At 72.7% G+C, this 24277-nt stretch carries 7 protein-coding genes; 1 reads left to right on the top strand and 6 read right to left on the bottom strand.

The window, feature by feature from the left end; all coding sequences use genetic code 11:
• Positions 1–252: 252 nt before the first annotated feature.
• Entirely contained in the window at positions 253–1344 is a 1092-nt protein-coding gene (locus FE633_RS21045; protein WP_246113744.1) for a fatty acid desaturase family protein, read from the top strand.
• Between the two features lie 8 nt (positions 1345–1352).
• Here FE633_RS21045 and FE633_RS21040 read toward each other — a convergent pair whose 3' ends face one another.
• From FE633_RS21040 to FE633_RS21015, 6 genes are all read right to left on the bottom strand, one after another.
• Positions 1353–2603 (bottom strand): cytochrome P450, encoded by a 1251-nt coding sequence (locus FE633_RS21040; RefSeq protein ID WP_246113743.1) that lies wholly within the window; start codon positions 2601–2603, stop codon positions 1353–1355.
• Between the two features lie 14 nt (positions 2604–2617).
• The gene (locus FE633_RS21035) at positions 2618–2830 is read right to left on the bottom strand and encodes an MbtH family protein (RefSeq protein ID WP_138046703.1); all 213 of its coding nucleotides are present in this window, start codon (positions 2828–2830) and stop codon (positions 2618–2620) included.
• On the bottom strand, positions 2827–6984 hold the full coding sequence (locus FE633_RS21030) for a non-ribosomal peptide synthetase (RefSeq protein WP_138046702.1): 4158 nt from the start codon (positions 6982–6984) through the stop codon (positions 2827–2829). The genes FE633_RS21035 and FE633_RS21030 overlap by 4 nt, the downstream gene beginning before the upstream one ends.
• 75 nt (positions 6985–7059) lie before the next feature.
• The gene (locus FE633_RS21025; RefSeq protein WP_138046701.1) at positions 7060–14934 is read right to left on the bottom strand and encodes a non-ribosomal peptide synthetase; all 7875 of its coding nucleotides are present in this window, start codon (positions 14932–14934) and stop codon (positions 7060–7062) included.
• 6 nt (positions 14935–14940) lie between these two features.
• On the bottom strand, positions 14941–22728 hold the full coding sequence (locus FE633_RS21020) for a non-ribosomal peptide synthetase (RefSeq protein ID WP_138046700.1): 7788 nt from the start codon (positions 22726–22728) through the stop codon (positions 14941–14943).
• Positions 22725–24050, bottom strand: coding sequence for a cysteate synthase (locus tag FE633_RS21015; protein WP_138046699.1), 1326 nt, complete (start codon positions 24048–24050; stop codon positions 22725–22727). Before FE633_RS21015 ends, FE633_RS21020 begins: the two co-directional genes overlap by 4 nt.
• Between the last annotated feature and the right edge of the window lie 227 nt (positions 24051–24277).

Raw genomic sequence — 24277 nt, 5'->3', positions numbered from 1 at the left:
TCCGTACGTTGAAGTCAGTGGTTGTAGTTGAAGTTTGCGAACGTGGAAGCGCCCGCGGAGTTCTGACAGCGGGCGTTTCGTCGTTTTTCGGGGGTTTTCTTCGACGGTGGACGACCAGCAGCCCGGGATCGTGCGAGCGCGCGCATTCCGCCCTACTCGTCACCTCGACAGAGACATCACATGGCTTCCCGCACGCGGCGCCTTGCCCCCGCGCCGTCGGCATCGGCCTGTGCGCACCCCGAGAGGAAAAACGTGACCACTGACATCATCAACCGGGGCAACGGTCCGGCGCACCGCGCCGAGACGAAGAAACCCCCGCCCGGCAGCCGTGGCAGCGACTACGCCGCGCTGTCCCGCGAGGTGAAGCAGAGTGGGCTGCTGAAGCGGCGACCCGGCTACTACTCGGTGAAGATCGGGGTGAACCTGCTCCTGCTGGCCGCCGGCTGGGCCGCGTTCGCCCTGCTCGGGCAGTCGTGGTGGCAGCTGTTGACCGCCGCCTTCCTCGCGGTGATGTTCACCCAGACCGGGTTCATCGGGCACGACGCCGGCCATCACCAGATCGCCGCCTCCAAGCGCGTCAACAACCTGCTCGGCCGGGTGCACGCCGATCTGCTGATCGGGCTCAGCTACGGCTGGTGGATCTCCAAGCACAGCCGGCACCACTCGCACCCCAACCAGGTCGACCGTGACCCCGACATCGCCGACGGCGCGATCGCCTTCACCGAGGACCACGCCCGCGTCCGCCGCGGACCGTACGCCTGGCTGGCCCGCCACCAGGCCTGGCTGTTCTTCCCCATGCTGCTTCTGGAAGGGCTCGCCCTGCACGTCGCCGGCGTACGGGCGCTGCTCGACCGCACCGGTACGCATGCCGGGCGGGCAACCAAGCTGGCCGAGGCGGGTCTGTTGACGGCGCATCTCGGCGGCTATCTCGCCGCCGTGTTCTGGGTACTGTCGCCCCTCCAGGCCGTGTGCTTCCTCCTCGTGCACCAAGGGCTGTTCGGGTTGTACATGGGGTGCTCGTTCGCCCCCAACCACAAGGGCATGCCCATCTTCGCCAAGAACGACAAGATCGATTTCCTGCGGCGGCAAGTACTGACCTCACGCAACATCCGGGGCGGCCGGTTCACCGACTTCGCGCTCGGCGGGCTGAACTACCAGATCGAACACCACCTGTTCCCCTCCATGCCGCGGCCGAGCCTGCGCCATGTCCAAGAACTCGTGCGCACGTTCTGTGCTCGGCACGGCATCGCCTACTACGAGACCGGACTCTTCAACTCGTACGCCCAGGTACTGCGACACCTCCACACGGTCGGCGGCCCCCTGCGTCCCGAACTGGAGTACTGATCATCCGGTCACGCCGGCTTGAGGGCGAGGGGCAGCGTGCTGATTCCGCTGAGGAAGTTGGAGTAGACCGGCCGCGTCGGGCCGGTCTGTTCCATCTCCGCCACCGTGTCGCGCAGGCCCGTCAGGACCGCGCCGATCTCGGCGCGGGCCAGGTAGGCGCCGAGGCAGAAGTGCGGCCCGTAGGCGAAGGTGACGTGTTTGTTGGGGGTGCGGTTCAGGCGCAGGTGTCCGGGGGTGTCGAAGACCTGTTCGTCCTGGTTGGCTGAGGCGTTCCACACCGTGACGATGTCGCCGGCGCTGACAGGGTGGCCGCCGACGACGGTGTCGCTCGTCGCGGTGCGTCCCGAGTGCAGTGCGGGAGTGGTCCAGCGGAGGATCTCCTCGACGGCGGTGTCGATTCCGGTCTCGCCCCGTTTGAGGGCCTGCCACTGGTCGGGGTGGTTCAGGAGGGCGAGGGCGGCGCCCACCATGGACAGCCGGGCGGTCTCGTCGCCGCCGAGGATCAGGCTGTAGCAGTTGAGGATGACCTCGTCGTCGTCCAGCGGCAGGCCGCCCACGCTGCTGCCCGCGAGGAGGGCGATCACGTCGGAGTGACCGCTGCCGCGCCGGTCGCGGGCGAGATTGGCGAAGTAGAGGAGGATCTCGCTCTTCGCGATCCAGGCGTCGGCCGCGGTGCTGTCGGCGTCGTGCGAGCCCAGAGCGGACGAGGTCAGGCTCAGGAGGTGGTCCCGGTCGCGGTCGGGCACGCCCAGCAGGTCGCAGATGGCGCCGAGGGGTATGCCCGCGGCCACGTCGGCGGCGAAGTCACAGCTGCCTTTCTCGATCGCGTCCCGCAGCAGCCGGTTCACCGTGCGCCGCACGCTCTCCACGATCGGTGCCAGCGCCCGTGAGGTGAAGGCGGACATCAGGATCCGGCGCAGCCCCGTGTGCCGGTCTCCGTCGGTGATCGCGAGCATCCGGCCGGACGCGGAGTCGCCGCCGGCGAGCAGGGTCTCCAGTACGTTGCCGCCCTCGGAGGTGAAACGCGTGCTGTCGCGGTACACGGACGTGACGTCCGCGTGCCGGGTCACCACCCAGAAGCCGGGGGCGGAGCCGGCCGCCGGGTTCCAGTGGACCGGCTCGCGCTCCCGGAGGTGGCGCCACACGGCGGACAGGTCGCTCTCGGCGTGCAGCCGCGGATCGGCCAGGTCCAGCGTGTCGAGCTCTTCCGGAGCGATCGTCGGCCGCTCGATGGTCATCCTCCGCCGCTCGGTGGTCATCCTGTGTCCTCCCGCTACTCGCCCATGGCCTGAATGAGGCTCTTGGGGCGCATGTCGGTCCAGTGCTCGTTGACGTAGTCGACGCAGGCCTGCCGGCTGTCGCGGCCGTGGACGACCGTCCAGCCGTCCGGGACCTCGGCGAAGGCGGGCCACAGCGAGTGCTGGCCTTCCTCGTTCACCAGCACCAGGTGCTCGATGTTGTCGTCGTCGAAGGGGTTGGTGGTCATGCCGGGTCCTTCCTGTTGTTGTGGTGGTGGTGCGCGGGCGCGCCCGCCGTCCGCAGCCGCTCGTCGAGTACGGGGCCGATCCGGGCCAGAGGTCCGGGCCGGGTCATCTCGCCGTGCGTGCAGGGGACGGCGTGGTGGTCGATGAGCCCGTCGATGTACGGCTGCCACGAGCCGTGCCGATCGGGGAGGGCGTCGGCATCGTGCGCGGCGGTGAAGAGCAGCAGGTCGCCGCGGTACGACATGGGGGCGAACTCGCTCAGCAGGCGCCGGTTTCCGGCCGTCACGTCGACCAGGGCGGCGAGTTCGGCGTCGTCGAGGCTGCCCGGGGTGTCGGGCACGCGACGGACCAGCTCCGCGAACCGGGCGTCGGTGAGCGGCGCGGCCGCGCTCTCGTTCTTGTCCTCGTCCTCGCCCTCGCCCGCGCTCTCGTCCTCGGGTGACGGTCGGCCCAGGATGGTCAGGAGATTGCGCAGCACCGCCTGCCGGTCCGACGGGTCGGGCCCCTGCCTCGTCCAGGCCCCCGGAAAGGAGTCGAGCATCGCCAGCAGCGCGACCCGCTCGCCCTGTGCCTGGAGGGCGACGGCGACGCTGTGGGCGACGAGGCCGCCCATGGAATAGCCCAACAGGTGGTACGGGCCGCCGGGTTGCACCTCGCGGATACGGGCCGTGTGATCGGCGACGACCTCGGCCAGGCTGCCGGCCCGGAGCTGTCCCGGGACCAGGCCGCGGGACTGGAGGCCGTACAGCGGGCGGTCGGGGTTCAGATGGCGGGCGAGTCCGGCGAAACCCCAGGACAGTCCGGAGGCCGGCGGGAGGCAGAACAAGGGCTCCCGGTCGCCGCGGGTGCGCAGGGGGAGGAGGGTGTCCAGGGCTGAGGTGCCGCGTGCGGTGCCGAGTGCGGTGCGAGCACCGTCAGGGCGCCGGGAGTGGGGAACAGCGGACCCGCCGGTGTCCTCGCGTGAGAGCCGCTGGGCCATCTCGGCCACGGTCGGCGACTCGAAAACGGCCCGCACGGGCAGCTCGGTGCCCAGGGCTCCGCGGATCCGGGAGGTGAGCCGAGGAGCGAGCAGGGAGTGGCCGCCCAGGTCGAAGAAGCTGTCGTGCACGCCGACTTGGCGAGGATCGATGCCGAGCAGGTCGGCGACGATCCCGCGCAGCTTCTCTTCCGGCTCCGTGCGAGGAAGGGCCGTCACGACGGCGGGCCCCTCGGGGGCGGGCAGGGCCTTGCGGTCCAGCTTGCCGCTGGCCGTGTACGGCAGGGCGTCGATCACGACGATCCGCGCGGGGACCATGTGGGCGGGCAGCGCGCGGGCGAGGTGGTCGCGGAGCTCGCCGGCTCCTGCTGTCCGCGCGTGGGCCGGGACGGCGTAGGCGAGCAGTTGCTTCTCGCCGCGTAGGTCCTCCCGTACGGTGGCCGCCGCCGCGGCGACGGCGGGATGACGGGCGAGTACGGCTTCGATCTCGCCCAGTTCGATCCGGAAGCCACGGACCTTCACCTGCTGGTCGGCCCGGCCCAGGAAGCGCAGCTGCCCGTCGCGGCCGCGCACCGCCAAGTCGCCCGTCCGGTACATGCGTTCGCCCGGCCCGCCGAACGGGGCGGCGACGAACCGCTGCCCGGTCAGATCGGGCCTGCCCAGGTAGCCGCGGGCCGGCCCGCCGCCCGCCACGTACACCTCGCCGACGGCGCCGTCGGGTACGGGCCGCAGGGCCTGGTCGAGGAGGTGGACGCGGTTGCGGGCGAGGGGGCGGCCGATGGGTGGTGGGCCGTCGGTGCCGTCCGGATCGGCGTCCGACCGCCAGGCCGTGGCATAGATGGTCGCCTCGGTGGGCCCGTAGAAGTTGACGAGCCGTGCTCCGGGGAAAGCGGCTTCGACATCGGCGCGCAGCTGGGCGGAGATGGGCTCGCCGCCCAGGGCGACGGTGTGCGGCGAGACGGCCGGCCGTTCGGCGACGACGGTGGCCATGACCGAGGGCACGCCGCTGATCAGGCCGACGTCCCGGGCGCCGCCCCGGTGTTTCTCCGTGAGAGCGAGCAGGTTCTCGACGATCTCGATCCGGCCGCCGCACGACAGCGGGGAGAAGATCTCGAAGACCGACACGTCGAAGTTGAGCGAGGTCGAGAACAGCACCTTGGCCAGCCGGTCGGGGCCGAACGCGGTGTGCGTCCACTCGACGAACTCGACGGCGTTGCGATGCGTGGCCGATACGCCCTTGGGACGGCCGGTGGAGCCGGAGGTGTAGGTGATGTACACGAGGTTGCCGGCTTCGGAGTTGGAGCCAGGGCCAGGGCCAGGGCCGGAGCCGGATACGGAGTTGGAGCCCAAGCCCGAGTCTGAGTCTGAGTCTGAGTCGACGGTGAGCAGCGGCGTGCCCTCGGGCAGTGCCCCGGCGGTATCGGTGGTGGCGAGGACGACGACCGGCCGGGCGTCTTCGACGATGTACGCGAGACGGTCGGCCGGATAGCCGGGGTCGAGGGGCAGATAGGCCGCACCGGACTTCAGCACGGCGAGTACGGCGACGACCAGTTGGGCCGTGCGCGGCAGCGCGATGCCGACGATGCGTTCGGGCCCGGCGCCGAGAGCGGTGAGACGATCGGCCAACTGGGCGGCCCGAGTGTCCAGTTCGCGGTAGGACAGAGCGACACCGTGGTCCAGTACGGCGGTCGCGTCCGGGGTGGCCGCGACCTGGGCCGCCCACAGGTCGGTGAGGGTACGGGTCGCCGGGGCCGTGTCCCCGGCCGGGGCCGGGGCCGGCCAGGAAGGTTCCTCTGGGGTCAGGAGGGCGATGCGGCCCTGCGGGAGTTCCGGGTCGGCGGCCATGGCATCGAGGATCCGTACCAGACGGGCCAGCGTGTCGCGGGCCCAGTCGGCGTCGAAGAGGCCGGGCCGGTAGGCGAGCCGGAAGCGCGGCCGAGGGCCGGGAAGGGCCACCAGCGTCACGGGATAGTGCGTGGCGTCGCGTCCGCTCGACCCCACGACGCGCAGCCCCTCGGTGCCGCCGTCGTGGCCGTCGCCGGTGGCCGCCGGATCCACCGGATAGTTCTCGAAGATGACGAGCGTGTCGAAGAGTTCCGGTACGCCGACGGCCCGCTGGATGTCGGCCAGGCCGAGATGGTGGTGGTCCAGCAGGCGGGCAGAGCCGTCCTGGACCTCACGGAGCATGCCGCCCAGGCTTTCGTCGGGGCGCAGCCGGATCCGTAGGGGGACGGTGTTGATGAACAGGCCGACCATCGACTCCACGCCGGGCAGTTCGGCCGGGCGGCCGGAGACGGTGGTGCCGAAGACGACGTCGTTGCGCCCTGTCAGACGGCCGAGCAGGATCGCCCAGGCGGTCTGCACGAGCGTGTTGACGGTCACGCCGAGGCCGCGGGCGCGTGCCGTGAGCGCCGCTCCGGTCTCCGCGGACAGCTCGGTCCGGGCTTCGGACAGCTCGGTTCGGGCCTCGTTCAGTTCAGTCCGGGCCTCGGACAGCTCGTTCCGTGCCTGCGCGAGGTCGGCGGACCCCGGGGCGCGCGGGGCCAGCCGGGTCGGTTCGGTCACGCCGTCGAGTGCGTCCCGCCAGGCGGCCTCGGCGGCGGGGCGGTCCTGGCGGTCCAGCCAGTCGAGGAACGTGCGGTAGGGCGGGGCAGGCGGAAGCACCGCCGGGTCGGCGTCGGCCGCGTACAGCGCGAGCAGTTCCCGCAGGAGCACGGAGACCGACCAGCCGTCGAGCAGGATGTGGTGGTGTGTGACGAGCAGCCGGTGCCGTCGCTCGCCCGTCCGGACCAGCGTGCAGCGAAGCAACGGCGGGGTCTCCGGATCGAAGCCGCGGTCGCGGTCCTCGTCCAGCAGCCGGGTCCACTCCTTCTCGGTGTCGACGCCGGGCCCGGTCAGGTCGGCCTCGGTCCACGGCAGCGTCGCCCGGTGCGGGACGACCTGCACCGGCTGGCCGCCGCGGCGACGACGGAACGCGGCCCGCAGGTTCGGGTGGCGGTCCAGCAGAGCCTGCCCTGCGGCGCGGAGCCGGCCGGCGTCCACCGGGCCCGCCAGCTCGAAGACCAGTTGCACCAGGTACACGTCCGGGGCGTTCCGCTCGTGCTCGTACAGGAAGTGGAAGAGCAGGCCCTCCTGGAGCGGGGTCAGGGGGAGTACGTCGGCCAGCGCGGGCTGTGTCATGTGGTGGTCGTCCTCCGTCTCGGGTGGTGGTCGGCCCCGCTAGGGCGTGTCCGGCGGATCACGGTCGGACAGGCCCTAGCCGTCCAGGCCCGCCGCGAGTTCGTCGAGCTCGTCCTGGGGCAGGGCCGTCAGCGACACCTCGGTGCCGGGGGAGTGGCCGGCCCGGGTGGCGAGCGCGCCGAGCGCGGCGAACCAGGACTCGGCCAGGGTCCGTACCTCCGTCTCGGTGAGCACGCCGTCGGGCCAGGACCAGTCGGCGACCAGCTCTGGACCGGTGTCGGTGTCACGTACGACGGCGTTGAGGTCGAGGACGTGTGCCGCGGCGAGGCCGGGGTCGGATCCGCTGCCGAGGGCGGACGACTCAGGGGCGAAGGCCCACGGGGAGATGCCGGCGTCGGTGGGCGCGGTGAACCGGCCGAGGTAGTTGAAGCCGATCGTGGGAGCGGGCTGCTTGGCGAGGTCGGGCCCCGTGTCGGGGTTGAGGTGACGCAGCAGGCCGTAGCCCACGCCGTGGTCCGGCAGCTCGCGCAGCCGCTCGATGACGCGCCGGGCCGCGACGCCGGCGGCGGGTCCCGCGGTCAGGGCGTCGCGCAGGTCGACACCCGTCAGGTCCAGGTGAACCGGGTAGAGCGAGGTGAACCAGCCCACCGTGCGGGACAGGTCGAGCCCTTCCGCCAGATCCTCGCGGCCGTGGCCCTCGACGTCGAGCACGACGTGCGGCGAGCCCTGCCGGTCGGCGACGGTCAGCGCGAGTCCCGTGAGCAGGACGTCCTGAGCGCCGGCCCCGAAGACGGACGGGACAGTGGTGAGCAGAGGGTTCGTCACCTCGGGCGGCAGGGTGAGCCGCAGCGAACGTGTGGTGGCCGCGGTGTCCCGGTCGGGGTCGAGCGGGCGCGTGCCCAGCGGGGTGCGCGGGGCGTCCGCGATCCGGCGCCACAGCTCTGCCTCGGCGATCCGCGCGGGCGTGCGGGCCTGCTCGCCCAGCAGGGCGGACCACCGTCGGAACGATGTGCCGACGGGCGGCAGTTCAGGAGTACGGCCCGCCGAGACCGCCTCCCAGGCGGCCTCCAGGTCGGGTACGAGGATGCGCCAGGACACCCCGTCCACGGCCAGGTGATGAACGACCAGCAGCAGACGGCCGGTGCGCTCCGGCCCGGCGTCGAACCACACGGCCCGCACCATCCGCCCGGCCGAGGGATCGAGCAGGCCCAGGGCCCGGTCGAACTCCTCGGCCACGACCGCGTGGAGGTCGTCCGTACGGGAGACGTCCCGGCGCGTCAGCAGATCGGCTGCGCGCAGTCCGCCGACCGGGCTCACATCCAGTTCTCCGGTGGGGGTGAGCCGGGAGCGCAGCATGTCGTGGTGGTCGATCAGCGCCTGCAGGGTCTCGGTCAGGCGCGGCAGACCGGCGCCCGCCGGGACCGCCAGCAGGACGGACTGGCTGAGCCGGTCGATCGGGCCGCCACGTTCCAGGAGCCACCGCATCACGGGAGTGAGCGGCACCGCGCCCACGCCGCCGTCGTGCTCGGCGGCACGGGGCGCATCGACGCCGTCGCCGACGTGCCCGGCGGCACGGGGCGCGCCGACCGAACCACGCGCCACAGCCGCCAGCCCGGCCACCGTCTGGTGTTCGAACACGTCCCGGGGGCTGATCACCACCCCCGCCTCGGCTGCCCTGCTCACCAGCCGGATCGAGGAGATGCTGTCCCCGCCGAGGGCGAAGAACCCCTGGTCGAGCGGAACTTCGGGCAACTTCAGCAGCTCACCGAAGAGCCCGGCGAGGACGCGCTCGGCGGGAGTCCCCGGTGCTCGTCCCTCAGGCCGTACCGCCGCACCGGGGCCGGGCGCGGGCAAGGCCCCGCGGTCGAGCTTTCCGTTGGGCGTCAGCGGCAGGCTGTCGAGTACGACGACGGCGGACGGCACCATGTAGTCGGGCAGCGACTCGCCCGCGTACCGCCGCAGTTCATCCGTATCAACGGTATCGACCGTATCGACATCAACGGTCTGTCCGACGGTCCCTCCGACGACATAGCCGACCAGCCGCCGCTCGCCGGGTTCGTCCTCCCGGACGGTCACAGCCGCCTGGGCCACAGCCGGATGCCGGGACAGTACGGCCTCGATCTCGCCCGGCTCGATGCGGAAGCCGCGGATCTTGACCTGGTCGTCGGCGCGGCCCGCGTATTCCAGTTCGCCGTCGGCGGTCCAGCGCGCCAAGTCGCCCGTGCGGTACATGCGTTCGCCGGGAGTGCCGAACGGGTGGGCCACGAACCGCCCGGCCGTCAGCCCCGGCCGGTTCAGATAGCCGCGCGCCACACCGTCACCGGCGAGGTACAACTCGCCCACCACGCCGGGCGGGACCGGCCGCAACCAAGCGTCCAGCACATGCACCCGGGTGCCGGCGACGGGCCGCCCGATGGGCGGGGTCTTGGCTCCAGGGGTCCGATCGCCGGACAGGGGCACGCTGATCGTCGCGCAGACCGTGGACTCTGTGGGCCCGTAGGCGTTGGCCATCCGCCGACCCTGCGCCCACCGCGCCACCAGCTCGCCTGAGCAGGCCTCTCCGCCCACCACCAGGGTCCGCAGCTCGGGGAGGCCGCTTGCGGGAAGCGTCGCCAGTGCCGCGGGCGGCACCAGCGCGTGGGTGATCCGCCCCTCAGTCAGCGCCCGCTCCAGCGCCTCGCCCACCAGCGGTCCCTCGGGCGGCACCACCAGTGTCCCGCCCGAGGCGAACGCCATCAGCAGTTCCATCACCGACGCGTCGAACCCGGGCGAGGAGAACTGCAACACCCGTGCCCCGGGGCCGAGCCCGAACCGTTCGACCTGCGTCGCCGCGAGAGCGGCCAACCCGCGGTTCTCGACGACCACGCCCTTCGGTTCACCGGTCGACCCCGAGGTGTAGATCACGTACGCGGCCTGGCCCGGAGGGTACGCGGCCGGCAACTCGCCCTCGGGGCCCTCGACGGCGGCGATGTCCCTGAGCACGTACGACGGTTGGGCGTCGGTCAGCATGAAGCCGATCCGCTCGGGCGGCAGCGACGGGTCCACCGGCAGGAACGCCGCACCGGCCAGCGCCACCGCCAGCACCGCGACGATCCGGTCCGCCGAGCGCGGCAGCTCGACCGCCACCACATCTCCGGGACCGACGCCGTGTCCGGCCAGCACCCGCGCCAACTGCTCGGCGTGTGAGCCCAGTTGGGTGTACGTCAGCTCGCGACCGTCTCCTTCGAGCGCCACCGCGTCCGGGACCCGCCGCGCCTGCTCCCGGAACAGCTCGGCCATCGAGGCCGGGCGCACTGCGCCCGAGGTCGCCGCCGGGGTCGCGGTCCAATCGTCGAGGAGCCGCCGTTCGTCGTCGCCGAGGAGGTCCACGTCGCCGATGCGCCGGTCGGCGTCGGCGGACACGGCGGTCAGAAAGCGGACGAGCTGCCGCGTGAGCCGCGCGGCCGTGGCGGGGGCGAACAGATCGGTGCTGTACTCGGCGACCCCGTCGATACCCGCCGGGAAGCCGTCGGCGTCGCGGCGCTCACTCAGATACAAGGAGAGGTCGAAGCGGGCCGCGCCGGTCTCCACGGGCTCGCGTGTGACGCCCAGGCCGGACAGGGACGGTCCGCCGCCGGATGTGTGGCCGGTGAAGGCCAGCATGACCTGGAACAGCGGGTGGCGGGCGAGGGTGCGTTCCGGGCTGAGGGCGTCCACGAGGAGGTCGAACGGCACGTCCTGATGGGCGTAGGCCGCCAGATCGAAGTCCCGTACGCGGTGCAGCAGTTCACGGAAGGTGGGGTTGCCCGAGGTGTCGGTGCGCAGGGTCAGACTGTTGACGAAGAAGCCGACCAGGTCGTCCAGCCTGCCGTCGGCGCGTCCGGCGACCGGCGTTCCGATGGGGACGTCGGTGCCCGAGCCGAGCCGGGTCAGCACTGCCGCGAGCCCGGCCTGGAGCACCATGAACACGGTGACACGGGAGGTCGAGGCCAGGTCCGCGAGCGCGGTGTGCAGATCCGCGTCGACGGTGAGGGCGACCCGGTCGCCGCGGCCGCTGGGTTCCGCGGGCCTCGGGCGGTCGGCCGGGAGCGGCAGTTCGTCGGGTGCGCCGGCCAATGCCTCCTTCCAGAAGGCGATCTGATTCCCCATCAGCCCACGGCCATTGTCATTGCCCTCGGCGCCGAGCAGATCGCGCTGCCAGTGCGCGAAGTCGGCGTACTGGACGGGCAGCGGCCGCCACCGCGGGGCCTGCCCGGAGGCCCGCGCCGCGTAGGCCGTCTCCAGGTCCCGCATCAGAGGTGCCATGGACCATCCGTCGACGGCGATGTGGTGGGCGAGCAGCAGCAGGACGTGGGTGTCGTCGTCGATCGCGTACAGGGTGACGCGCAGCGGTGCTTCGGCGGACAGGTCGAACCGATGCCCCGCGGCGGTGGTGAGCAGTGAGGGGAGTTCGGCCTCGGTGGCCCGTACGACGGACAGGCGTGGGCGTCCCGCCTCCGGGTCCAGGATCCGCTGATAGGGAGTGCCCTGGAAGTCAGGGTGGAGGGTGCGCAGCGGCTCGTGCCGGACCACGAGGTCGGCGAGCGCCGTTTCCAGGGCCTGCCGGTCGAGGGGCCCGGCCAGGCGCAGTGCCCAGGGCACGGTGTAGGTGGTGTGCCCGCCGTCCATGCGGTTCATGAACCACAGGCGCTGCTGTGCGTACGACAGCGGAATCGGGGCCTGCCCCCGCTCCCGCGGCGTGAGTTCGGGCCGTCGTGCGTCCTCGCCCTCGCTCAGCCGGCCGGCCAGCCCGGCCGGCGTCGGCGCCTCGAAGACGGCCCGTACCGGCAGCCCGGCGCCGAGCACGGCCCTGGTCCGGTCGGCGAGCCGCATCGCGAGCAGGGAGTCGCCGCCGAGGTCGAAGAAGCCGTCGTCCACGCCCACCCGGTGCGGCTCCAGCCCGAGGACATCGGCGAACAGGCCGCACAGGATCTCCTCCTGCGGGGTGCGCGGGGCCCGGCCCCGGCCCCCGCCGGACGCGGCTGCCGGGGCGGGCAGGGCGGCACGGTCGAGCTTGCCGTTGGCGGTCAGCGGCAGCCGGTCCAGGACGACCACGGCCGAGGGCACCATGTGCTCCGGGAGCGTCCGGCCCGCGTGCCGCCGCAGCTCGTCCCCGTCAACCGGCCCTCCGACGACGTAGCCGACCAGCCGCCCGTCCCGTACGACCACGACCGCCTGCGTCACTTCCGGGTGGCCGGCGAGCGCCGCCTCCACCTCGCCGAGTTCGACGCGGAAGCCGCGGATCTTGACCTGGTCGTCCGCGCGGCCGATGTACTCCAGCTCGCCGTCGGCGGACCGGCGCGCCAAGTCGCCCGTGCGGTACATCCGTTCGCCGTCGGCTCCGAACGGATCGGCCACGAACCGCCCGGCCGTCAGCCCCGGCCGGCCCAGGTACCCGCGTGCCAGGCCCGCACCGGCCACGTACAGCTCGCCGGTCACGCCCGGCGGGACCAGCCGCAGCCCCGCGTCCAGGACGTACGCGCGCAGGTCGGGGATGGCGCGTCCGATGGCGCTGCCCGCCCGGCCGGCACCGCCGGGCCGGTCGCGTACTGCCTCCTCGGTCAGGGGCAGGCCCGTGACGTGGACCGTCGTCTCGGTGATCCCGTACATGTTGACCAGGACGGGCGCGTCCTGGGGGTGCCGCGTGTACCACTCGGCGACCCGCGCGAAGTCCAGCGCCTCACCGCCGAAGACGACGTACCGCAGGGCCAGTTCGCGTCCTACGTCCGGCAGGCTCGCGTCGGCGCGCAGCAGTTCGCCGAAGGCCGACGGGGTCTGGTTGAGCACGGTGACCCGTTCGCGTACCAACAGCCGCAGGAACTCCTCTGGTTCGCGGCTCACCGCGAACGGCACCACCACGAGCGTGCCGCCGTGCAGCAACGCTCCCCACAGCTCCCACACCGAGAAGTCGAAGGCGTAGGAGTGGAACAACGTCCACACATCGTCCGGGCCGAAGCCGAACCAGTGCCGGGTGGACTCGAAGAGCCGCACGACGTTCCGGTGCGGCACCGCGACGCCCTTCGGCCAGCCGGTGGAGCCCGAGGTGTAGATCACGTACGCGGTGTGGTCGCCGGTCAGATGCGGCAATGGCGGTGCTTCACAGGGGTGGTCGGGCATGTCCGCGAGCGTGATCAGGGGCGCCGCGCACGGGGGCAGGCCCGGCGCGAGTTCCGCCGTCGTGACCAGCAGCACGGGGTCGGCGTCGGCCACGATGAAGGCCAGCCGGTCCGCCGGATACTCCGGGTCCATCGGCACGTAGGCGGCACCGGTCTTCAGCACCGCCAGCACCGCCACCACCAGCTCCGTCGAACGCGGCAGCGCCAGGGCGACCAGCCGCTCCGGACCCGCACCGCGGGCCGCGAGCAGCCGCGCCAGACGGTTCGCCCGCTCGTCCAGCTCCGCGTAGGTGAGGCGCTCATCGTCGTGCACGACGGCCGTCGCGTGCGGGGTGCGGGCCGCCTGGCGGGCGAAGAGCTCGGGCAGGGTGGGCGACGACGACATGGACGACGACGACATGGACGACGGGGACGGTACGGCGGTGGGGCCCGCCCGGTCCAGCAGGCGCTCACGTTCGCTGGGCAGCAGCGTCTCCACCTCGCCGACGTGACGCGAGGGATCGGCCACCATGGTCTCCAGGACCGTGGCGAAACGGTCCAGGAGTACGCGGGCGCCGGTCTCGTCGTACAGGTCGGGCCGGTAGGACAGGCGAAGGGCCAGGCGGCGGGCGGGGAGCACGGAGAGCGTCAGCGGGTAGTGCGTGGCGTCGCGGCCGGTGAGCTGGGTGACCTGAGTGGCCTGGGGGGCCTGGGACGGGTTCTTGACGGCGGATGCCGGGTAGCTCTCGAACGCCAGCAGCGTGTCGAAGAGGTCGCCCGTGCCGGTGGCGCGCCGGATGTCGGCCAGGCCGAGGTACTGGTGCGGCAGCAGGCCCGCCTGACGGGTCTGGAGGCCGGTCAGGAGACCGGCGACGGTGTCGTGGTCGTGCCAGCGGACGTGCGTGGGAACCGTGTTGATGCAGAAGCCGACCATCGACGCGACACCCGGCAGTTCGGGCGGGCGGACGGTGACGGTCTGCCCGAAGACGGCGTCGGTGCAGCCGGTCAGCCGGCCAAGCAGCAGGCCCCAGGCGCCCTGGACAAGGGTGTTGAGGGTGATGCCCAGAGCGCGGGCCGCCGATTCGGCGGCGTTCGACAGCTCCTCGGGAAGTTCGACGACGAGTTCGTGCGGCAGGAGGGTCGTACCGGCACCGGCAGCGGCTGGGGCTGGGGCGAGCAGGGTCGGCTCGCTCACCCCGGACAGGGCGTCCTGCCAGGCCTCCTCGGCGGCGGTACGGTCCTGACGGGCCAACCAGGCCAGGTAGTCGCGGTACGGCGGCACCGGGGGCAGAGCGGTCGGGTGCTCGCCCCTGCACAGGGCGGTGAACTCGCGGACGAGCAGCTGCTTCGACCAGCCGTCCAGCAGGATGTGGTGGTTGGTGATCACCAGCCGGTACCGGTCCGGCGTCCAGCGGACGAGCAGACAGCGAAGGAGCGGAGGCTTGGTGAGGTCGAAGCGGCGGGTGCGCTCCTCGTCCATCAGCCGCTGCCAGGCCGCCTCGCGCTCGGACCCGCCACGCTCGGACCCGCCACGCTCGGACTCGTCGCACGCGGACAAGTCGGCCTCGGCCCACGGAAGTTCGACGTCCGTGGGAACGATCTGGAGCGGCTGCCCGGCGTCCCGGCGGCGGAAGCAGGCGCGCAGGTTCGGGTGCCGGTCGAGCAGGGCCTGCCCCGCGGCCCGTACGGCGGCGGGGGCGACGGGGCCGGCCAGTTCCAGGACCAGCTGGGCGGCGTACACGTCGGGCGCCCGCTCGTCGTCGTACAGCGCGTGGAAGAGCAGGCCTTCCTGCAGCGGCGACAGGGGCAGGATGTCGGAGATTCCGGACCGAGTCACCGTGAATTACCTCCACTCGCTTCCGAACTCGGCTTCGAGTTCGTCGATCTCTGCTTGGGAAAGGGACACCAACGGCAGGTCGGACGGGGTGTGTCCACCCGCCGATACGGTGTCGGCGGCCAGGGCGGTCAGTGCCTCGCACCACAGTCCGGCGAGGGCGCGTACGTCGTCCTCGGACCAGATGCCGGGCACCCATGACCAGGTGGCACGGAGCCCGTCGTCGGTGGCCACGGCGGTGATCTCCAGACCGTGTGCGACGGGCAGGCCGGGGTCGTGGGCCGCGCCCAGAGCGAGGCGCCCCGGCAGCTCCTCCGGGGCCGTCGACCAGTCGGCCCGCGGCTCGCGGGTCGTACGGCCCAGGTAGTTGAAGCCGATGTGCGGGACCGGGAGCGTGGCCAGGGCGGGGCCGGTGTCCGGGTTGAGGTGGCGGAGCAGGCCGTGACCGATGCCGTGGTCGGGCACGGCGCGCAGCTGTTCCTTGACGCTCCTGAGGACCTGCGTCGGGTCATCGAGGTCGAGCCCGGCGAGGTCCAGCCGGGCCGGGACGACGCTGGTGAACCAGCCCACCGTCCGCGACAGGTCGATGCCGTCGGCGATGTCCTCGCGCCCGTGCCGCTCGACGTCGAGGAGGAGCGCCCGATGACGGCGCCATCGGGCGAACGCCATCGACAGCGCGGCGAGCAGGACATCCTCGGGGCCGGCGTGGAAGGCGGCGGGGACCGTGGTGAGTACGTCGTCGGTCACCGTGGCCGGGAGTGCACGGGTGAGGTGGTGCATCTCGCCGACGAGATCCCGCCCGGGGTCGGTGCGCCGGATGCCCGGCAGCGGGTCGGGGGAGTCCAACATCTGTCGCCAGACGGCCAGTTCGGCAGTCCTCGTCGCGCTGAGGGCCTCCTGCGCCAGCAGCCGGGCCCAGTGCCGGAACGGGGTACCGGGCAGAGGCAGTTCGTCCCCCCGCCAGGCGGCGGCCAGGTCCGTGCGCAGGATGTGCCAGGACACACCGTCCACGGCCAGGTGATGAACCGTCAGCAGCAGCCGTCCGGCACGGTCCGCTCCGGCGTCGAACAAGAGGGCGTGCACCAACTCCCCGGTGCTGGGCTGCAGTTCGGGCGTCGTTCGGTCGAGCGCAGGCCCGAAGTCCCCGTCCGGTACGGCGACCCGCTCCAGCAGCGCGCCGGCGTCCACGGTTCCGGGCGGCGGGACGACCGCCGTCCAGTCGCCGTCGTCGATCGTCAGCCGCATGCGCAGCACATCGTGGTGGTCCAGTACGGCCTGGAGCGCCGCCGCCAAGCGCTTCTCGTCGGCCCCGGCAGGGGCGACGAGCAGGACGGACTGGCTGAACGAGCCGATGGGGCCGCCGCGTTCGCGCAGCCGGTGCATGGCCGGGGTGAGCGGCAGATCGCCGACCGGCGCCCCATGGGCCGCGCCTGCTTCCGGAGCGGGACGGGCCGCCGCCACGGCGGCGAGGCCGGCGACGGTGCGCTGCTCGAACACGTCGCGTGGGGTCAGCCGCAGACCGGCCGCGAGAGCGCGGCTGACGAGGTGGATGGACGCGATGCTGTCGCCGCCGAGGTCGAAGAAGGCGTCGTCGACGCCGACTTGAGCGGCGGGCACCCCGAGCACCTCGGCGAACAGCCCGCACAGGATCTCCTCCTGCGGGGTACGAGGGCTGCGGCCCTCGGTCTCGGGGGCCGCGGCGGGCGAGGGCAGGGCGGCACGGTCGAGCTTGCCGTTGGCCGTCATCGGCAGGGCGTCCAGCGCCACGAGGGCTTCCGGGACCATGTGGTCGGGCAGCCGCCGCGCCGCATACGCCCGTACGTCGGCGTAGTCAGGGCTGTCGGCGCGGTCGGCGTCGGCGGGGCCGACGAGGTAGCCGACCAGGCGCTTGAGGCCGGGCCGGTCCTCGCGCACCACCACCGCGGCCTGGTCGACGGCGGGGTGAGCGGTGAGCACACCCTCGATCTCGCCGGGCTCGATCCGCAGGCCGCGGATCTTGAGCTGGCCGTCGGCGCGCCCGCGCAGTTCCAGAGTCCCGTCGGAGCGGCGCACGGCCAGGTCGCCGGTGCGGTACATCCGTTCGCCGGTCGGCCCGAAGGGGTCGGCGACGAACCGCTCGGCCGTCAGGCCCGGCCGGTTCCAGTAGCCCCGCGCCACCTGGGCGCCCGCCACGTACAACTCGCCCTCGACTCCCGCCGGGACGGGGTTGAGCCGCCTGTCCAGGACGTATGCCCGGGTGTTCCACATGGGGCGCCCGATGGGCACGGGACCGGACGGGAGGTCGTCGCCGGGTTCGATGCGGTGGTCGGTGCAGCCGACGGTGAGTTCGGTCGGGCCGTAGTGATTGACGAGGCGTACGTGCGGATGGTCCCCGCGCCACGCGCGCAGGGCTTCGCCGACCAGGGCCTCGCCGCCCAGCATGAACTCCTCGGCGGGCGAGATGTCGTGGGGCAGCGCGGGCAGTAACGCCAGATGGCTCGGGGTGGCCTTGAGGAAGGTGTAGCCGCCGGGCAGCGGGGTGGCACCCGCATCATGAACGGCGGCGATGTGGACCGTGCCGCCCGCGGCGAGCCCGCCGTGCAGAGTCGTCACGGTGGCGTCGAAGGACATGGTGGCGTGCAGCAGAGAGGTGCCGCGCAGGCTCGGGTACGCCTCCACGCAACGGGCCACATAGGTGGTGAGGTTGCGGTGCTCGACGACGACGCCCTTGGGCCGCCCGGTGGTGCCGGAGGTGTAGATCAGGTACGCCGGGTCGGCGGGACGGGCCGCGGTGAGGGGGATGCCGGGAGCGTCTGCGTCAGGGGTCACAGTGGGGCAGTTGAAAGCGGGGAGCCGGTGGCGTACGGCCTCGTCGGTGATCAGGCAGACGGGATCGGCGTCCGCGAGGAGATACGCGGTCCGTTCGGCGGGGTGATCCGGGTCGAGTGGCAGATAGGCCGCGCCCGCCCTGAGGACGGCCAGCACGGTGACAGCCAGGTCGACGGACCGGGACAGCGCGAAGGCGACGATCCGGCCGGGCCCGGCGCCGTACGAGGTCACGGCGCGCGCCAACGCATCGGCCCGAGCGTCGAGTTGCCGGTAGGTGAGGCTCGTGTCGGCGTCCACCACGGCGACGGCGTCCGGCGTCCTGGCGGCGCGTTCCTCGAACATCCGGGGAAAGGTGGTGTCCGGCACGTCGCGTGCCGTGTCGTTGAACTCGGTGAGCAGGCGCCGGCGTTCGTCCGGGCCGAGGATGTCGAGTGCGCCGATCGCCCGGTCGGGATGCTCGACGGCGGCCCGCAACAGCCGTTCCAGACCGTCGGCGAGTTCCTCGGCGCTGCGGCGGTCGAAAAGGTCGGCGCTGTACTGGAGAACGCCCTCGATACCGTCCGGGGAGCCGTCGGACGCGCGGCGCTCGGCAAGGTTGAACGTCAGGTCGATCTTGGTGGCGCCGGTCTCCACGGGCAGCGTCCGGGACGACAGCCCGGGCAGGCCGAGGTGTGGTTCGGCGCCGGGGCGGAAGGCGAGCATCACCTGGAAGAGCGGGTGCCGGGCGAGTGAGCGGGGCGGATTGAGGGCCTCGACCACCTGCTCGAACGGCAGGTCCTGGTGGGCGTACGCCGCCAGATCGGTCTCGCCGACCCGGTCCAGCAGCTCTCGGAACGTGGGCTCGCCGGAGGTGTCGACGCGCAGGACCAGGGTGTTGAGGAAGCAGCCGATCAGGTCGTCCAACGCCTCGTCGGCCCGGCCCGCGACCGGCGTCCCGAGCGGGATGTCCGTGCCCGCGCCCAGCCGGGTGAGCAGGGCGGCGAGCCCGGTCTGGACGACCATGAACACCGTCGCGCCGCTCTCGTTCGCCAGCTCGCGCAGCCGCCGGTGCAGAGCCGCGTCCAGCCGGACCGGTATGTCGCCGCCCCGGTGGGTGGAGCGTGCCGGACGCGGCCGGTCGGCGGGCAGCGGGATTTCGTCGGGCAGGTCGGCGAGTTCCCGCCGCCAGTGGGCGAGCTGACGTGACATCAGGTCGTCGCGGAGCAGCACGTGCCCCTGCCAGGCGCCGTAGTCGGCGTACTGCACGGGCAGCGGCGCCCACTCGGGCACCTGCCCCGCCGACCGGGCCCGGTAGGCGGTGGCCAGATCGCGGACAAGGGGTTCCAGGGACCAGCCGTCTCCGGCGATGTGGTGCAGTACGAGCAACAGGACGTGGTCCTCGGCTCCGAGGACGAGGAGGTGCGCGCGCAGCGGGATGTCCGTGGCGAGCTGGAATCCCCGCGCGGCCAACTGGGCCGTCCGCTCCAGCACTTCAGGCTCGGTGAGGTGCTCGACGTGCTCGACGTGCTCGACGTGCAGCGTGGGCTGTGCCGCACATGCGTCCAGCAGGCGCTGGCGCGGCAGACCGTCGGCGTCCGGGTAGACGGTCCGCAGGATCTCGTGCCGGGCGACCAGGTCGGCCAGGGCGGCGCTCAGCGCCTCCGGGTCGAGGGTGCCGCCCGTGAGCCGTACGGCCAGGGGAATGTTGTACGCCGCGCTCGGCCCCTCCAGCCGGTCGAGGAACCACAGCCGCCGCTGTGCCGATGACAGGGGAACCTCGTCCGGGACAGCCCGACGGCTCAGGCGCGGGAGGGGCTGTACGGGCTCAAACCGGGTGCTCGCCAGCCGGGCGAGAGCCGCCGGGGTGGGAGCCCGGAAGACATCGCGCAGGCTGAGATCGACACCGAGGGCGTCACGGATCCGGCCGATGAGCCGCAGGGCGAGCAGCGAGTGGCCGCCGAGCGCGAAGAAGCTGTCGTGCGGACCGGCGCCGGGCAGGCCCAGAACGTCCGCGAACAGCGCGCAGAGTACTTCCTCCCGCGGAGTGCGTGGTGCCGGTGCCCGGCCCTCTGCGCCGGCGGCGACGGGAACGGGCAGGGCGGCACGGTCGAGCTTGCCGTTGGCGGTCAGCGGCAGCCGGTCCAGGAGGACGACGGCGGAGGGCACCATGTAGTCGGGCAGCCGGCCGGCGAGATGGTCGCGCAGGGTGTCCGGGTGCGGCGACGCACCCGTGGCGGGAACCGCGTACGCGACCAGGCGCCGGTCGCCGGGGCGGTCCTCGCGGACCACGGCGACCGCCTGGGCGACCTCCGGGTGGGCGGCGAGAGCCGATTCGACCTCGCCGGGTTCGATACGGAAACCGCGCAGCTTGATCTGCCCGTCGGCGCGACCGTGGAACTCCAACTCGCCGTCGGGGGTGAGCCGGACGCGGTCGCCGGTGCGGTACATGCGCCCGCCCGGCGGCCCGTACGGGTCGGCGGTGAACCGCTCGGCGGTCGGCCCCGGGCGCCCGAGGTAGCCGCGCGCGACGCCGGGCCCGGCCAGATACAGCTCGCCCACCGTGCTCGGCGGAACCGGCCGCAGGGCGCCGTCGAGCACATACGCGCGCATGCCGTCGAGCGGGCGGCCGATGGGCAGCGGCTCGGGTGCCTCGGTGCCGGCGCGGACGGGACGGCAGGTGGCGAAGGTGGTGGTCTCGGTCGGGCCGTAGCCGTTGGTGACCGTCAGCTCCGGGCAGGCCGCCAGGACCCGGCGGACGGCGGGCGCGGGGACGGCCTCGCCGCCGGCCCACACCTGCCGCAGCCCGGCGAAACAGCCCGGGTCGTCCTCGGCGACGAGCCGGAACAGCCCGGCGGTCAGCCAGAGCGCCGTCAGCCCGTGACGTGCCGTCAGGCGCGCGACACAGGCCGCGTCCACGTCCTCGTCCGGCCCGGCGACCACGGCGGTGCCACCGCCGAGCAGCGGCACCCACATCTCGTACGTCGAGGCGTCGAACGCGGTCGGCGAGTGGACCAGGACCCGTGCGTGCGCGCCGCCGGAGAATGCGGAGTCGGTGGCGAGGGCGACGATGTCCCGGTGGGTGACCGTGACGCCCTTGGGCACACCGGTGGAGCCCGAGGTGTGGCTGACGTACGCCAGTTGGTCCGGGTGCAGGGGGACGCCGGGGTCGGTGTCGGGTTCCGTGGCGAGCGAAGGGTCGGTACTGATGCCGGTGCCGGTGCCGGTGCCGGTGCCGGTGCCGGTGCGGGTGACGGTGCCGGTGCCGGTGCGGGTGACGGTGACGACGACGAGACCCTCGTACGTGTCGTCCGCCGCGCCCGTGGTGTCCGTGTCGTCCGTCGCGTCCGTCAGAACGATCGCCGCGCCGGTCTCGGCGAGGATCCGCCGCGTGCGGGCGGCCGGGGCGCGCGGGTCGAGCCCGACATACGCGGCGCCCGCCTTGAGAACGGCCAGTAGGGCGGTGATCAGGTCGTCGGAGCGGCGCATCAGGACCGCGACCCGGTCCTCTGGCCGGACGCCGATCCCCAGCAGGCGGTGGGCGAGCCGGTTGGCGCGGGCGTTCAGGTCCCGGTACGTGGTCGCGCGCTCGCCCTGGACGACGGCCGTGCCGTCCGGATCGGCCGCTGCCCGGGCCGCGAGGAGTTCGGGTACGGTCGCCGCCGCACCGCCGCGCTGTGCCGGACCGTCGACTCCGGCCGACGACTGCTCCTCAGGCAGGAGCAGCTCGACCCGGCCGACCGGTGTGCCGGGACCGACGACGGCAGCGGCGAAGTGTTCGAGGAAGTGGACGAACCGCCGGTGGTGGGCGGTGAGTTCGGCGTCGGAGTAGTGTGCGGGGCTCGCGTCGAAGTCGATGCGCATGCCCCGGCCGTCGGCCCGGTCGTAGATGTTGACGGCGAGGTCCTCCACGGGGCCCGTGGACAGGTTGTGACGGGTGGTCGCGTGCCCGGCGATCCTCAACTCCGGCCCGAACGCCATGATGTTGACGACCGGCCCGAAGAAGCGGCGTCCGTCCCGAGGCCAGTCCAGCTCCCGGCGCAGGTCCTCTCCCCGGTGGCGCTGGTGCGCCAGCAGGTCCCTGGTCGCGCGCGCCGCTTGGCGTACGAGGTGTTCGGCGGCGGTGTCGGGGCGTACGGACAGCCGCAGCGGCAGCACGTTCGACGCCATGCCGGGAGTGGTGAGTTCGGTCTCGCTCTCCCGGGCGGTGACGGCGAGGCCGAGGACGATGTCCCGGGCGCCGGTGAGCCGGTGCAGGTACGCGGCGGTCGCCGCGAGGACGACGCGGGACCATCGTGTTCCGGCGCGTTCGGCGGCGGCGTGCACCAAGTCGCCAGCCGCGCCGGGGAGATGACCGGTGCGCCGGAGGAATCGGTCGGCGACTTGTGCCGCGCGGGCGGACAGGCCCACCGCCTCGGGACGGTCGGCGAGGGCACGCGACCAGTACGCCTGGTCCTGGTCGAGCCGGTCGCCTGCGCGATACGCCTCGTCCGCGGTGACCAGCGGGGCGAGTGGGGCGGATGGCGGGGCGTACGGCGTGCCCGCGACGAGGGCGGTGTACGTGTCCGCCACCCGCCGGGCGATGAGCGAACAGCTGAAGCCGTCGACGGCGATGTGGTGGTAGCGCTGGTACCAGATCCAGCGGTCCGCCGTGAGCCGCAGGAGCGCGTACTGGAAGAGCGGGCCCCGGTCGAGGTCGAAGGGCTGGGCGAAGTCGGCCGCCATCCAGGCCCGGGCGTCGGTCTCGCCGACGTCGAGAACCGGCAGGCTCCATTCGGGACTGGTCTCGACGATCTGGCGGACGGTGTCGTCGTCGGCCGAGAACCGGACCCGCAACGTCTCCGTCGTGTCCACGACTTGCCGTACGGCGGCTTGGAACAGCGCCGGGTGGACGGGGCCGTGGATCTCGGTGTACTCGCCGACGTTGTAGGCCGGTCCGGCGGCGTCCAGCCGCTGGCCGAACCACATCGAGCGCTGGGCGGCGGACAGATCCAGTACGTGGGGGAGGGTCATCGGCCGGCCCTCGCGACGGCGGCTGGCCTTGTCAACAGCCGTTCCACGTGCGCGGCGACGATCCGCGGGCCCTCGTCGCCACCGGGCCAGGGGACACGCAGCCAGGGCTCGGCGGGCACCAGCGTGGTGTCGCGGGCCTGGCGCACCCGGCCGCCGCCCGTGATGTTGAGCAGCACCAGCTCGTCGGGCCGGACCCGCCCGGCACGCACGGCGTCCGCCAGACCGGCCAAAGCGACGCCTGCGCCGGGTTCGATGTCGATGCCCTCGGTCTCCTCGAACAGGGCCATGGCGGCGAGCGCGGCCTCGTTGCCCACGCACAGGACGTCGCCGCCGCTCTCGGTGAGCACGTCGCGGACGCCGCCGCGGACGGCGAACGGTGGGCGCCGGTTGGTCAGTTCGCGGGCCAGCGGCTCGTGTTCGAGGGCGGCCGGAGCCGGGCCACGGGAGTTCCAGGCGTCGTACAGGGCGGCGAACGGCGCGTTCTGACACATCAGCAGGCGGGGAAGGGGCTCGTCGCCGGTCCGGATCCGGCGCGCCGCCTCATGGGCGCCGATGGCGCCCGTACCGCTGCCGACGGCCTGCACATACGTCCCCGGGAGACGCCCGATGGCCTCGGCGGCGGCGAGCATCACGGTGCCGAGGCCGTCGCGGCGGCCGACATTGCGCGAGCCGCCCTCGGCGTGGTGGCCGGGAAGGCGAGCGAGCAGGTCCGCGCAGGCGATGGCGTCGCTGTAGGTGGCTCGGCCGTCGAGGACGACGAGGCGTACGCAGGGGGCGAGCGGGGCGGGGAAGCGCATGCGCTCCAGGGCGGGAGCGGGCACGACGACGAGGCAGGGCACTTGGTGGCGGGAGGCGGCCCAGGCGAAGGCGGCGGCGGTGTTGCCCGCCGAGGGGATGACGAGGACGGGCGGCGCGGAGGGCAGGCGGCCGAGGACCGTGTACGCCTCCAGGTCCTTGAACGTGCAGGTGGGCAGCAGCGCCGCGCGTTCCGGCCAGTGGCCGTTGAAGGCGATCCACAGCCGCCGCAGGCCGATACGGCGGCCGAGCCGGTCGGAGGGGTACACGACCGGGCCGGGGACGTCGGGGAACGTCCGCGCCACGGGCAGCAGGTGGGCGTGGCGGAACAGCCCGGGGGCGTCACCGGTGAACCCTCCGACACCTCCGACTCCTCCGAACCCTCCGCCCCCGTCGTACTCGGTGCGCAGGAAGGCCGGTTCGTGCCGGTGGGAGCAGTCGAGGAGGAGACCGTCGTCCTCGTAGCGGGTTCCGCATGAGGAACAGATAACCTTGTAGTGGCGTTTTCCCGGACATGCTCGGGACATTTTTCCTTGCCTTCCGCAGTGCCACGCTTCGCTGATCAATTGGAACCGGCACTTCGTTAAGAAGGAGCGAATCACGAATTGCCGTTCTCTCAACGGCCCGTTGACATTGCGTTCACCATCTCATTCACCAAGGTCATTACCTGCGGACTGTTCAGTTCCGCGTCATCTGTCCGTCCCCGTAAGGAGGTTGATGGAGCGTCAAGTCATGGATGAACATCCGAGGCGCA

Origin of the sequence: Streptomyces montanus (assembly GCF_005786655.1) — a bacterium.
Lineage (GTDB): Bacteria > Actinomycetota > Actinomycetes > Streptomycetales > Streptomycetaceae > Streptomyces > Streptomyces sporangiiformans.
This window is presented reverse-complemented; position numbering and strand designations above follow the sequence as displayed.

Excerpts from the sequence above, each read along its gene's own strand:
- FE633_RS21040 (WP_246113743.1), bottom strand. The coding sequence starts at position 2,603 with ATGACCACCGAGCGGCGGAGGATGACCATCGAGCGGCCGACGATCGCT.
- FE633_RS21035 (WP_138046703.1), bottom strand. The coding sequence starts at position 2,830 with ATGACCACCAACCCCTTCGACGACGACAACATCGAGCACCTGGTGCTG.
- FE633_RS21030 (WP_138046702.1), bottom strand. The coding sequence starts at position 6,984 with ATGACACAGCCCGCGCTGGCCGACGTACTCCCCCTGACCCCGCTCCAG.
- FE633_RS21020 (WP_138046700.1), bottom strand. The coding sequence starts at position 22,728 with ATGACCCTCCCCCACGTACTGGATCTGTCCGCCGCCCAGCGCTCGATG.
- FE633_RS21015 (WP_138046699.1), bottom strand. The coding sequence starts at position 24,050 with ATGTCCCGAGCATGTCCGGGAAAACGCCACTACAAGGTTATCTGTTCC.